We start from the raw sequence: 12,492 nt of genomic DNA, 5'->3' as shown, positions 1-12,492 counted from the left end.
ACTCCGTCCTCGGGTCGACGCCGACCCGGTGCTGGCAGATTTCTCCCTACCGTACTAGCGGTCGGGCACAAGTCTTCAGGACGTTGTCCCGTGCCCGCGACGTGCCCCGTTCCGTATCCTCGGCGGGTGCCCCCGGACTCTCCCGCTCCCCCGCCCCTCACCGCCCGCCGCATCCTCGTGGCGGGGACGTCCGGAGCCGGCAAGTCGACGCTCGCGCGGCGCGTGTCGAACGCCCTCGGCCTGCCGTACACGGAGCTGGACAGCCTGTTCCACGGCCCCGGCTGGACGCCCCGCGCCGAGTTCGAGGACGACGTCCGTGCCGTCGTCGCGCAGGACGCCTGGGTCAGCGAGTGGCAGTACACGCCCGTGCGGCCGCTGCTGCTGGAGCGCGCCGAGCTGCTGGTGTGGCTCGACCTGCCGACGCCGGTCGCGCTGTGGCAGGTCGGGCGCCGCACCCTGCGACGTCGGCTGCGGCGGACGGAGCTGTGGAACGGGAACCTCGAGCCGCCCCTGTGGACCGTCCTTGCCGACCGCGACCACATCCTGCGGTGGGCGTGGCGCACCCGGCACAAGCTCCGCGGGCTGGACGCGCGGCTGGCGCGCGAGGCCCCGCACCTGCAGGTCGTGCGGCTGCGCAGCCGCCGCGCCGTCGAGCGCTGGGTGCACTCCCTGGCGTGACGCCCGACGAGATCGTCAGGAGTCAGAGCGCGCTGATGCCGTCGCCGATCATCTTGGCGCCGATGACGAGCAGCAGGACCGCCATGATCACGGCGTTGTTCTGGACCATCCACGTCTTCAGCCCGTCGAGCACGCGGGCGGCGCGGGCGCCCATCGCGAGGTAGATGACCAGCGGGGTCACGACGCCGGCGCTGGCGATCAGCGCGAAGACGACGGCGGCCACCACCTGCGCGTTCGTGTCGCCCGGCGCGGCCGCGGCGATCGCGGCGCCGCCGGAGACGACGAGCAGCAGGTTCTTCGGGTTCACGGCGGAGAGCAGGACGGCGAGGCCCAGCGCCTTGCCGGGCGTGAACTGGTCGATCGCCGCCATCCACGTCGGCGTCTCGGGCGCCACGCCCTCGCGCGGGCGTCCCCGCCACTGCTTCACCGCCAGCAGCAGGAGGCCGAGCCCCAGCACGATCTTGACGATCGCCGCCCACAGCGGCGAGCCCTCGTCGTCGGGGACGGCCGAGCCGGCGAGCACGGCGACCAGGCCGACGACCACCAGGACGGCGACGAACCAGCCGATGAGGAACGCGGCGGCGTTGGCCTTCGCCCGCCGGCTGACGAGCATGAGCACCACAGCCACGATCGGCAGCGGGCTGATGAGCACGCCCACCGCCACGGGCAGGGACTGACCGATCGCTGCGCCCACCTGTGCTCCTCCGTCCGGCGATGGTCCGAAGGTAGGCGGGGCGGGGCGACGGCGCGCGCCGAGGCGTCAGCGAGCGGCGTCGACCGGGTCGTCGAGGATGCCCTCGAGCGCCTCGACGATGCGGACGTCGCCGTCCAGCCAGTCGACATCGAGCAGCGAGGACCGGTCCAGCCAGCGCAGGTGGTCGTGCTCGACGAGGGGGCGCGGGTCGCCGTCGACGACGACCGCCAGCCACAGGCGCAGCACGTGCCGGTCCGTGATGATCCAGCCGCCGTCGTCGGGGCCGGGCAGCTCGTCGCCGAGCTCGACCCGCACCCCGAGCTCCTCCATGAGCTCGCGGTGCAGCGCCTCGACCGGCGTCTCCCCCGGGTCCACCTTGCCGCCCGGGAACTCCCACCGGCCCACGAGGTGCTCGGGCCGGCTGCGCCGTGCGGCGAGCAGGCGCGCCGGGCTGTCGAGGTCGTCGACGATCGCGGCGGCGACCACGAGGCGGCGTGCTGTCATGACGGAAATTCTGCCATCCGGGTCCCGACGGCCCGGGTCGTGACCTGTGCCCGGACGTGCGAGAGCCCCGCGCGACGACCTCCCCTGTCGTCGGGCGGGGCTCGCACCTACCCGCTGTCAGCCGACCCCGAGGCCGGCCTGTCGCGCCCATGCGACGGCCTCGGCCCGGTTGGAGACACCGATCTTGCGATACACGCTGCGCACCTGCGACTTCACCGTGTTCCGGGTGACGAACAGCTTGGTCGCGATCTGCTCGAGGGTGACGTCCTCGGACAGGTTGGACAGGACCACGCGCTCGCGGCGCGTCAGCAGGCGGTTCGTCACCGGGGCCATTTCGATCGTGCTCATCGTTCTTCCTCCGTCGACGGCCGCCGACCGAAGGTCGACCAGGGGAAGCCGTCATGGATGAAGATGCGCACGGGCCGAGGTCATGACGCGAAATCCTGCGGATCGCCGTCGCCCGGGGACGACCACGGCCGGTCGCGCCGCGTCGTGGGGCACGGCCGGCCGTGTCGTCGCAGGTCAGCGCGGTTATCCCAGGCAATCAACGCATTTCGGACCCGATAGTCACGATTCGGTCACGAAAACCGGGAAAGCGTCAGCCGGCCTGGGCGGCGTACTCCTCGGCCGTCAGCAGCGCTCCGCGGGAGGTCACGTCGACCTTGAAGAGCCAGCCCGCGCCGAAGGGGTCGGAGTTCACGACGGCCGGGTCGTCCACGGCCGACTGGTTGACCTCCACCACGGTGCCGCTCACCGGCGAGTACAGCTCCGAGACGGACTTGGTGGACTCGATCTCGCCGACGACGGCGCCCGCCTCGATCGTCGCGCCCACCTCGGGCAGCTCGAGGTAGACGACGTCACCCAGCGCGTCGGCGGCGACGGACGTCACGCCGACCGTCGCGGGCGACGCGTCGTCCACCCACTCGTGCTCGGCGGAGTAGCGGAGGTTCTCGGGGAAGTCGGCCATGGGGACTGCTCCTTCAGTTCTGCGTGCTTGACGACGGTCGGGATCAGGAAGAGGTCAGGACGATCGTCCTATGCCCGCCGGTAAAAGGGCAGCGGCACGACGACGAACGGCTCGGCGCGGCCGCGCACGTCGACGGCGAGCGCGGTGCCCTCGGCGGACACCTCGGGCGTCACGTACGCCATCGCCACCGGGTAGCCGAGCGTCGGCGACGGCGCACCGGACGTCACGTGGCCGACGACGGCGCCCGCGGCACCGTCGAGACCGCGCTGCACGACGTCGTACCCCGCGCGGGCGGGACGGCGCCCCTCGCCGCGCAGGCCGACGAGGACGCGGGCGGGCGCGCTCTGGGCACGCGCCGCGAGGGCGTCGCGGCCGACGAACGGCAGCGGCTCGCCGTCGGCGCCCTTCTTGTCGAGCTTGACCACGCGACCGAGGCCCGCCTCGTACGGCGTGGTCGTCTCGTCGAGCTCGTGGCCGTACAGCGGCATCCCCGCCTCCAGGCGCAGCGAGTCGCGCGCCGACAGGCCCGCGGGGACCAGGCCGCGCCCCTCCCCCGCGGCGAGCAGCGCGCGCCACAGGTCGACCGCCCGGTCCGCGGGCACGAACAGCTCGAAGCCGTCCTCTCCCGTGTACCCCGTGCGGGCGGTCAGCACCGGGATGCCCGCGACCGTGGCCGGTGCGGACGCGTAGTACTTCATGGTGCGGACCGTCTCGACGTCGTCCGGCGCCGTGAGGCCCGCGACGATCTCCTCGGCCTGCGGACCCTGCACCGCGAGCAGGGCGGTCTCGGCCGACCGGTCCGTGACGACCGTGTCGAACCCGGCGGCGCGGGCGACCAGTTCGGCGGCGACGCGCGGCGCGTTGCCGGCGTTGGCGACGACGAGGAAGTGCTCGTCGGCCAGGCGGTAGACGATGAGGTCGTCGAGCACGGAGCCGTCCTCGGCGCAGATCATCGAGTACCGCGCCCGGCCGACGCCGATCGCGCTCGCGTTGCCCACCAGCGCGCCGTCGAGCGCCGCGCCGGAGCCCGGGCCCTCGAGGTGGATCTCCCCCATGTGCGACAGGTCGAACAGTCCGGCGGCCTCGCGCACCGCGCGGTGCTCCGCCAGGTCGGAGGTGTACCGCAGCGGCATCTCCCAGCCGCCGAAGCCGGTGAGGCTGGCGCCCAGCGCGACGTGCTCGTCGTGCAGCGGCGTGGTCTTGTCCTGCGTCTCCTGCTGGTCCTCGGCCATCGAGGCTCCCTTCGGTGTTGTGAGCACGATTCCGGGGACGGTCGAGGCCCGAATAGTCCCCGAAATCGTGCTCACAGCGGTCAGTGGGTGGGGGCGGGCTCCGCGTAGGACTCCAGGGGCGGGCAGGCGCACACGAGGTTGCGGTCGCCCTTGGCGCCGTCGATGCGGCGCACGGGCGCCCAGTACTTCGCCCCGCGCAGGCTGGGCAGCGGGAACGCCGCCAGCTCACGGGAGTACGGGTGCGTCCACTTGTCGGCGACGACGCTCGCCGCCGTGTGCGGGGCGTGGCGCAGCGGCGAGTCCTCGGCGCTCCACTCCCCCGCCGCGACGCGGTCGATCTCGCCGCGGATGGCGATCATCGCGTCCACGAAGCGGTCCAGCTCGGCCAGGTCCTCGCTCTCGGTGGGCTCCACCATGAGCGTGCCCGCCACCGGGAACGACATCGTCGGCGCGTGGAAGCCGTAGTCGATGAGGCGCTTCGCCACGTCCTCCGCGGTCACGCCCGTCTCGGCGGTCAGCGGCCGCAGGTCGAGGATGCACTCGTGCGCCACCAGGCCGTTCTCCCCCGTGTAGAGCACCGGGAAGTACGGGTCCAGGCGCTTGGCCACGTAGTTCGCGGTGAGGACGGCGGCCTTCGACGCCTCCGTCAGCCCGTCCGGGCCCATCAGCGCGAGGTACGCGTACGAGATCGGCAGGATGCCCGCCGAACCGTGCGGTGCCGCACTGACCGGGGCGATCCCCTCGGCGCCGTCCTGCGCGTCCGCGCTGCCGAGGCCCGGCGTCGGGTCCGCCGGCAGGAACGGCACCAGGTGCGCCGCCACCGCGACCGGGCCCACGCCCGGGCCGCCGCCGCCGTGCGGGATGCAGAACGTCTTGTGCAGGTTGAGGTGCGACACGTCGCCGCCGAACTCCCCCGGCCGGGCCAGGCCGACCAGCGCGTTGATGTTCGCCCCGTCGATGTACACCTGCCCGCCAGCGTTGTGTACAAGGTCGCAGACCTCGCGCACGTGCTCCTCGTAGACGCCGTGCGTCGACGGGTACGTGATCATGATCCCGGCCACCTGCGGGCCGTGCTGCTCCAGCTTCGACCGCAGGTCGTCCAGCTGGATCTCACCGTCGTCCGCCGTCGCGACCACCACCACGCGCAGGCCCGCCAGCGCCGCCGACGCCGCGTTCGTGCCGTGCGCCGACGCCGGGATCAGCACGATGTCGCGGTGCTCCTCGCCCCGCGACCGGTGGTAGCCCTTGATCGCGAGCAGCCCCGCGAACTCGCCCTGCGAGCCCGCGTTCGGCTGCACCGACACCCCCGCGTATCCCGTGATCTCCGCCAGCTGCGCCTCCAGCGTCGACACCAGCTCCGCGTAGCCCAGCGCCTGGTCGGCCGGCACGTACGGGTGGATGTCCGCGAAGCCCGGCCAGCTGATCGCCTCCATCTCCGCCGTCGCGTTGAGCTTCATCGTGCACGAGCCCAGCGGGATCATCGTGCGGTCCAGCGCCAGGTCCTTGTCGCTCAGCGCACGCAGGTAGCGGAGCATCGAGGTCTCGCTGCGGTGGATGTGGAAGATGGGGTGCTGGAGGTAGGGCGTCGTTCGAGTCACGGACGCGGGGAGGTCGGCGATGCCCCGCGCGGACGCGTTCACGGGCGCCTGGGCGCCCTCCACTTCGGGACTTCTTACGTCCGCGCGGGGCATCGCCGACCTCCCCGCTTCCTGCACCACGTCGCCCACCTGCGGGGTGGCGGCTGCGAAGGCGGCGAGGACTGCCGCGACGTCGGACTGGGTGGTGGTCTCGTCGCAGGCGATCTGTACGTGGTCGGCGTCGGCCTTGTACAGGTTGTAGCCGGCGTCGGCCGCCGCTGCCACGACGCGCCCTGCCTGACCCGGGACGACGGCGCGGACGGTGTCGAAGAAGACGTCGTGCTCGACCGTGACGCCCGCGGCGCGGAGGCCCGACGCGACGGCGGCGGCGCGGGCGTGGGTGCGCTCGGCGATCGCGCGGAGGCCGTCGGGGCCGTGGTAGACGGCGTACATCGAGGCCACGATGGCGAGCAGGGCCTGCGCGGTGCAGATGTTGCTCGTCGCCTTCTCGCGGCGGATGTGCTGCTCGCGGGTCGCGAGGGCCAGGCGCAGGCCCGTGGCGCCGTCGGCGTCGGTCGAGACGCCGACCAGGCGACCCGGGAGCTGGCGCTCGAGGCCCTTGCGGACCGCCATGAAGGCGGCGTGCGGACCGCCGTAGAAGAGGGGGACGCCGAAGCGCTGCGCCGAGCCCACCGAGACGTCCGCGCCCAGCTCACCCGGGGAGGTCAGCAGCGTGAGGGCCAGGAGGTCCGCCGCCACCGTGACCAGCGCGCCGCGCTCCTTGGCCTCCGCGACCACGCCGCGCGCGTCCAGCACACGGCCCGACGCGCCCGCCTGCTGCACCACGACGCCGACGAGGTCGCCGTCGGGCAGCGTGCCGCCCGCCGCGACGAACGCGTCGAGGCCAGCGGCCAGGCCGCCGTCGAGGTCCACCACGACCACCGGCAGGCCGATCGCCTCGGCCCGGCCCCGCGTGACCGAGAGGCTCTGCGGGAAGAGGTCCGCGTCGAGGACGACGTAGCCGCTCTTGGCGCGGGACGCGCGCCACATCAGCGCGACCGCCTCCGCGACGGCGGTGGCCTCGTCGAGCAGGGAGGCGCCCGCGATGCCGAGGCCGGTGAGGTCCTCCACGGCCTGCTGGAAGTTGAGCAGCGCCTCGAGGCGGCCCTGCGAGATCTCCGGCTGGTACGGCGTGTAGGCCGTGTACCAGGCGGGGGACTCGAGAACGTTGCGGCGGATCACCGGGGGAGTGGTGGTGCCGTAGTAGCCCAGGCCGATCATCTGGCGCTTGACCTGGTTCTTCCCCGCGAGGTCGCGCAGGTGCGCGAGCACCTCGGCCTCGGAGCGGGCGGCCGGCAGGTCCAGCGGGCGGTCGGTGCGGATCGAGGCGGGGACGGCGGCGTCCACCAGCGCGTCGAGGCTCGCGTGGCCGAGGACGTCGAGCATCGCGGCGACCTCGCGGCCGCGCGGGCCCACGTGCCGGTCGGCGAAGACGTCGGGGTCGACGCCGGTGGGGGCGCCCGCGAGGGACGTGGACGAGTCGTCCTGGGTGGTGGTCACGTCGGAGCTCCGTAGGTCGGGCCGGGCAGGCGGGGGACTGGCAGGTCCTCCCCGCTCTGTCATCGGACGCGCGCGCGTCGACCTGAGAGTTTTGCCGGTCCGCCGTGGCGTCGTCGCAGACGTGACCTACGACGGCGACGGGGCGCGCCGACTTGCACCGTCGGTGGGCCGCGCCCGTCGCGAGGACGGAGCGGGCCGCTTTCCAGAGTTGCCTCGCCGCGACGGTACGGGTGCCTGAGAGATTCCCGGGGAGGGTTGCTCCTTCGGCGCCGGCCGGCCACCTTGCGGGGCGCGGCGCGAGCTCTCCCGTCGCGGTTCGAGCGGCTATGTGGCAACCGCACCCGGGGGTACGGCCGCGTTGTGGGGGCAGCCAGGGCTGCGGTGTGACGCCGTCGATCCTACCCGGCGGCCGCGCCACCCCGGGCCTTGCGGGCGTCGCGGGTACGGGTGCCGGCAGAGAACGCGCCGACGACCAGCACGGCCCCCGCCATCACCAGGTAGAGCGCGAGCAGCTGGGCCGACGTCGACACGCTCGTCGCGGGCCGCGCGAGCATGACCACGCCGAGCACGATCCACAGCACCGCGTTGACCAGCTGCCAGTCCCACGACGTGGTGCGCAGGGCCCGGCCCCGCAGCGCGCCGATGACGCCGGCCACGCCGGCCGCGCAGGCCCACACCGCCACGACCAGCACCATCACCGGGCCGGACATCGACGGCCAGAGCACGATCACCAGACCCGCGGCGATGCTCACGACGCCCGCCAGCAGCCGCCAGCTCACCTCGTCGCCCTCGCCCCGCCGCCGACCCGAGCGCTTGGTGGGGGCGCCCTCGACGGTCAGCAGCACGCCCTGGGCGAGGATCACGAGCCCGATGAGCCAGCGCACCCACGTGAGGCCCTGGTCCGGGTTGGCGAACAGCACGATGCCGGCCGCCAGGTAGAGCAGCGCGCGCAGGTACGTCAGGCCCCAGAGTCGGCGTGCGACGCCCAGCGTCCGGTCCGACAGCGGCGCGGGCTCGCGGCCCTTCCCGTCCGCCGCGGCCGCGCCCGGCGTGGTCTCACCCATGTCGCGATGGTAGGAGCGCCCGCGGCCGGACGCGCGGCGACCTGCGCCGTCGTCGGGCCGGGCGAGGCGTCGGGAGGGGCGTCAGGCGAGCTCGAGGTCGCGGGTCACCTCGACCATCGCGTCGACGACGGCGCGCACGGCGGGGCCCGGCTCGTGCCGGGTGGCGCGGTGCCGCGCGACGATGCGCCGGGTGCCGAGGCCGGCGAGGCGCGCGACCTCGACGCCCTCCGGCACGTCGCCGCCCTGCAGCGCCAGGGCGGGCAGCATGGCGACGCCCTGGTTCGCCGCCACGAGCGCGAGCGCCGTGTCGAAGTCGAAGAACCGGTGCCGCTGGCTGACGGTCGTGCCCAGCGTGCGGGCCAGGCGGCGCAGCGCGCGGTCGGACGCCGTGTCGGCTTCCGCGCCCACCCACTGCAGAGTCGCCAGGTCGTCGAGGCGCTCCGGCATGGGCAGGCCCGCGGGCACGACGACGCACCACGGCTCGTCGAGCAGCGGGACGTCGTGGACGCCGCGGGGCGCGGGGGAGTCCATGTCGGCGTCGCGCTCGAGCAGGATGACGTCGAGGTCGCCCGCGCGCAGCATGCGGATCGCCTCGGCCGGCTCGTGCTCGCGCACGTCCACCTCGACGGCGGGGTACTGCTCGGCCAGGTCCAGGAGCATGGGCGCCACGACGGCGCGGATCCCCGTCTGGAAGGCGCCCAGCACGACCGTGCCGCTCACCCCCTCGCCGAGCCCGGCGATCGCCTGCCGCGCCTCGAGCAGCTCGGCCTCGATCCGTTCACCCGCCTCGGCCAGCACTCGGCCCGCCGGGGTGAGGGTGACGCCGCGCGGCCCGCGGTCGAGGACGGCGATGCCCTCCTCGGCCTCGAGCCGGGCGATCTGCTGGGACACCGCGGACGGGGTGACATGCAGAAGATCTGCTGCCGCGAGCACGCCCCCGGCGCGGTGCACGGCAAGGAGGAAGGCAAGTCTCCGTGGGTCTGTGGCCATGTAGGGATACTAACTGCCGGTCGGAGAAGGATTTGATTGTGCTGAACGCAGATCGTGCTGCAGAATCGTTTCGACGCCGGCCGGACCTTCTCCGGATCCCGGTTCCCGGCCCCGGTTCTCGGGTGCGGCGTCCACATCCTCAGCTTCTTCCTTCCGTGGCACACCTGTGCCACGCCGACCCCCCGGAGGTGCCCGTCATGACGATCTCCCTGCTGACCGTGATTACCGCCCTCGGCTGGGTCGGCGCCATCGCCGTCGTCCTCGCCTACGGCATGGTGAGCAAGGGCCGCTGGACCGCCGACTCGCTCCCGTTCCAGCTGTCCAACGTCGCCGGCGCGGCCGTGATGCTCGTCATCGCGATCGTGAACGGCATCTGGCCGTCCGCGCTGTCCAACGTCGCCGCCGTGATCATCGGCGCCGCGGCGCTGCGCACCCTGGCCCGCGCACGCCGCGCCGAGCGCGCCGCCGCCGCACAGCTCGCCGCCGTGCAGGCGATCGGCGACCCGCACGCCGTCGTCGTCCTCGACGGGGCCGCCGACCCGGCCGCCGGCGCCCTCGTCCCGGACGCCCTGGTCGACGCCGAGCCCGTCGACGTGACCGAGCTGCCCCGCCAGGAGCGCGTGGACCTCGCCGCCTGACGACGGGTCACCCGCGGTGGTGCCGCACGAACGCCGGCACCACCGCCCACAGGCCGAGCAGCACGACGGCCGACACGACGCCCACGACGATCCCCGCCGTGCGGCCCACGACGACGTCGAACACGAGCTCCGCCGTGCCCGCCAGGGCGATCGCGAGGAGCACCAGCCCCGCGCGTGCCATCCGGTCGCCCCCGGTCACCACCGAGCGCTTGAGGTGCTGCCGGAACAGCGCCCGGTGCAGCGCGACCGGCGCCACCAGCAGGCCCGTCGTGGCCACGCACACGAGCACGAGCACCAGGTACACGGTCCGCTGGTAGTCGTCCAGGTCCCCGAAGCGGCTCTGGAACGGCAGGATCAGCAGGAAGCCGGTGAGGATCTGCACGCCCGTCTGCATGACGCGCAGCTCCTGCAGCAGCTCGTTCCAGTTGCGGTCCGAGCGCTGCTCCGGCGTCTCGGGTCGGCCGTGCCCGCGGTCCGGGACGCCCCCGGTGGGCATCTCGGTCATGCCGCCTCCTCGCCGAGCACGACGTCGACCACGACCGCACGGTGGTCGCTGACGCCGAGGTCCACGGCCCGCGCGGCGGAGGTCGCGGTCACCGGTCCGTCGGCCAGCACGTGGTCGATGCGGATCCAGGGCCGGCTGCGCGGGTAGGTCGGCACGTGCACGAGCTCGCGCCAGCCCGTGCGCCGGGCGGGCAGGTCGCCGCGCGTGTTGAGGTCCCCGAGCAGCACCAGGGGCCGCGGCGCGTGCCGCACCCGCCGCCGCAGGCGCCGCAGCTGCGCGGCCTTCCACGGCTCGCGCTGGGACAGGTGGGTGGCGACGACGGTCAGCGGGCCGTCGGGGGTCGTGACGGCGGCGGCGACGGCGACGCGCGGCTCGTCCACTCCGAGCGGCGGCAGCCCCGGGAGGTTCAGGCCGGGGAGCCGCATGGCGCGCCACGCGCGGACCGGGTGACGGCTGAGCAGCGCGATGCCGTAGCCGGCCGGGGCGGGCAGGCGGCCGTCGTCGCCCTCGGCCGTGCGCGGTGCCCGACGACGCCGCCACGCCGGGTCGAGGCCCCCGCGGACCGCGGGGACGAAGCGGTGCTCCGGCATCCCGAGCGCCGCGGCCAGCCGGTAGGCCTGCGCCTCGCCGCCGGACCGCGCCTGGCCGTGGTCCACCTCCTGGAGCGCCACGACGTCGGCGTCGAGCGCGGCCAGCGCGGCCTCGAGCCGGTCGAGGTCCACCTGCGTCCCGTCCACCAGCGCGTGCTGGATGTTCGCCGTCACCAGCCGGATCATCCGTCCTCCGTCCGCCGTGCATGAGTCCGCGAGATGGTGCGAGCCTCCCGCACCCCACGGCGTCTCGCACCCACGATGCCCGGCGGCCGACGTCCCGTCAGAGGGTGCGGTGCCAGGCGACGATGCGGTCGACGGCGCGGGAGACGACGTCGGGCGCGGCGGCGAAGGAGAGCCGCACCCAGTCGCCGCCGGCCACGGCGTCGAAGTCGGCGCCCGGCGTGATCGCGACGTCCGCCTCTGCGAGCAGGCGCCGACAGTAGGTCACCGAGTCGCCGCCGACGGCGTCGCGGAAGCCCGCGACGTTCCCGTACAGGTAGAACGCCCCGTCGGCGGGGGCGACGGGGCGCCAGCCGAGCTCGTCCACGCGGTCGAGCAGCGCCGCGCGCGACGCGGCGTACCAGGCCACGTTCTCGGCCGCTGCGGCGTAGCCGGCGGGGGAGAAGGCCGCGACGCCCGCGTGCTGCGCCAGCGCGGGGGGCGAGAGGGCCACGTTGCCGGCGAGCGCGTCGACGGGGCTGACCAGCTCGTCGGGCAGCACGAGCCAGCCCAGCCGCCACCCGGTCATGGCCCAGTACTTGGAGAACGAGTTGACCACCACCGCGCCCGCGTCCGTGTACATCGCGGCCGTGGCCTGCTGTACATCTGCCGAGTAGGCGATGCCGTGGTAGATCTCGTCGCTGATCAGGCGGACGTCGTGCTCGTCGCACCAGCGGGCGAGCGCGGCCAGCTCGGCGGGCGGGAGCATCGTGCCGGTCGGGTTGGCGGGAGAGGCCACCACCAGCCCGTCCAGGCCGCCCTCGTAGTACGCCTCCATGAGCTGGGAGACCGTGGGCTGGTACCGGGTGTCCGGGCCGCAGTCGAGCTCGACCACCTCGCAGCCCAGCGCGGCGAGGATGTTCTTGTACGCCGGGTAGCCCGGGCGGGCGAGCGCGACCCGGTCGCCGACGTCGAACGCGGCGAGGAACGCGAGCAGGAACCCGCCGCTCGACCCGGTCGTCACGGCGATGCGCGCCGGGTCCACCTCGACGTCGTACCAGCGGCGGTAGTGCCCGGCGATCTCGCGCCGCAGCGCGGGCACGCCCATCGACTCCGTGTAGCCGAGGTCGGCGGTGCGCAGCAGCTCCGCCGCCTTCTCCCGCACCACGTCCGACGCCCCCGTGGACGGCTCGCCCGCGCACAGGTTGAGCACGTCGTGCCCCGCCGCGCGGCGCTCGTTGGCCGTGGCCAGCACCTGCATGACGGCGAACGGCGGCACGTGGCTGCGACGCGAGACCTTCATACGGCCATCATGCCGGGTCGCCTCCGGC

13 protein-coding genes and 1 riboswitch are annotated in these 12,492 nt (G+C 74.0%); of the genes, 2 read left to right on the top strand and 11 right to left on the bottom strand.

The features are described from left to right. Positions 1-126 precede the first annotated feature (126 nt). Positions 127-678, top strand: coding sequence for a P-loop NTPase family protein (locus ACQP60_RS09520; RefSeq protein WP_429731239.1), 552 nt, complete (start codon positions 127-129; stop codon positions 676-678). 22 nt (positions 679-700) lie between these two features. On the opposite strand, the gene ACQP60_RS09515 is transcribed toward ACQP60_RS09520, so the two are convergent. The 8 genes from ACQP60_RS09515 to ACQP60_RS09480 all read right to left on the bottom strand — a co-directional run bounded on the left by ACQP60_RS09515 (position 701) and on the right by ACQP60_RS09480 (position 9,266). Next, entirely contained in the window at positions 701-1,372 is a 672-nt protein-coding gene (locus tag ACQP60_RS09515) for a GAP family protein (RefSeq protein ID WP_429731236.1), read from the bottom strand. A 66-nt stretch (positions 1,373-1,438) separates the two neighbouring features. Further along, the gene (locus ACQP60_RS09510; RefSeq protein WP_429731233.1) at positions 1,439-1,876 is read right to left on the bottom strand and encodes a (deoxy)nucleoside triphosphate pyrophosphohydrolase; all 438 of its coding nucleotides are present in this window, start codon (positions 1,874-1,876) and stop codon (positions 1,439-1,441) included. A gap of 117 nt (positions 1,877-1,993) precedes the next feature. Further along, positions 1,994-2,224, bottom strand: coding sequence for a helix-turn-helix domain-containing protein (locus ACQP60_RS09505; RefSeq protein ID WP_429731230.1), 231 nt, complete (start codon positions 2,222-2,224; stop codon positions 1,994-1,996). Positions 2,225-2,474: 250 nt separating this feature from the next. After that, entirely contained in the window at positions 2,475-2,843 is a 369-nt protein-coding gene (gene gcvH, locus ACQP60_RS09500) for a glycine cleavage system protein GcvH (protein ID WP_429731227.1), read from the bottom strand. Between the two features lie 68 nt (positions 2,844-2,911). Continuing rightward, on the bottom strand, positions 2,912-4,075 hold the full coding sequence (gcvT, locus tag ACQP60_RS09495) for a glycine cleavage system aminomethyltransferase GcvT (protein WP_429731224.1): 1,164 nt from the start codon (positions 4,073-4,075) through the stop codon (positions 2,912-2,914). 80 nt (positions 4,076-4,155) lie between these two features. Beyond that, positions 4,156-7,098 carry an aminomethyl-transferring glycine dehydrogenase gene (gene gcvP, locus ACQP60_RS09490; RefSeq protein ID WP_429731421.1) on the bottom strand — a complete coding sequence of 981 codons (2,943 nt, stop codon included), beginning with the start codon at positions 7,096-7,098 and terminating at the stop codon, positions 4,156-4,158. Positions 7,099-7,424: 326 nt separating this feature from the next. Next, positions 7,425-7,531: riboswitch (glycine riboswitch) on the bottom strand. Positions 7,532-7,610: 79 nt separating this feature from the next. Further along, on the bottom strand, positions 7,611-8,276 hold the full coding sequence (locus tag ACQP60_RS09485; RefSeq protein ID WP_429731221.1) for an HdeD family acid-resistance protein: 666 nt from the start codon (positions 8,274-8,276) through the stop codon (positions 7,611-7,613). Positions 8,277-8,357: 81 nt separating this feature from the next. Next, positions 8,358-9,266, bottom strand: coding sequence for a LysR family transcriptional regulator (locus ACQP60_RS09480; RefSeq protein ID WP_429731219.1), 909 nt, complete (start codon positions 9,264-9,266; stop codon positions 8,358-8,360). 197 nt (positions 9,267-9,463) lie between these two features. Between ACQP60_RS09480 and ACQP60_RS09475 the strand changes: the two genes are divergently transcribed. Further along, entirely contained in the window at positions 9,464-9,904 is a 441-nt protein-coding gene (locus ACQP60_RS09475) for a CBU_0592 family membrane protein (RefSeq protein ID WP_429731216.1), read from the top strand. 7 nt (positions 9,905-9,911) lie between these two features. On the opposite strand, the gene ACQP60_RS09470 is transcribed toward ACQP60_RS09475, so the two are convergent. The 3 genes from ACQP60_RS09470 to ACQP60_RS09460 form a co-directional block, all read right to left on the bottom strand. Continuing rightward, complete coding sequence (locus ACQP60_RS09470) at positions 9,912-10,409, bottom strand: DUF6328 family protein (RefSeq protein WP_429731214.1); 498 nt, start codon at positions 10,407-10,409, stop codon at positions 9,912-9,914. After that, a complete protein-coding gene (locus ACQP60_RS09465; protein WP_429731211.1) occupies positions 10,406-11,185 on the bottom strand; it encodes an endonuclease/exonuclease/phosphatase family protein in 780 nt (259 codons plus the stop codon). Before ACQP60_RS09465 ends, ACQP60_RS09470 begins: the two co-directional genes overlap by 4 nt. A gap of 97 nt (positions 11,186-11,282) precedes the next feature. Continuing rightward, positions 11,283-12,464, bottom strand: coding sequence for an aminotransferase class I/II-fold pyridoxal phosphate-dependent enzyme (locus ACQP60_RS09460; RefSeq protein ID WP_429731209.1), 1,182 nt, complete (start codon positions 12,462-12,464; stop codon positions 11,283-11,285). Positions 12,465-12,492: the final 28 nt, after the last annotated feature.

Source organism: Isoptericola variabilis (assembly GCF_050311655.1).
GTDB lineage: Bacteria > Actinomycetota > Actinomycetes > Actinomycetales > Cellulomonadaceae > Isoptericola > Isoptericola variabilis.
The sequence above is the reverse complement of the archived record's forward strand: the minus strand, read 5'-3'. Positions and strand labels throughout refer to the sequence as shown.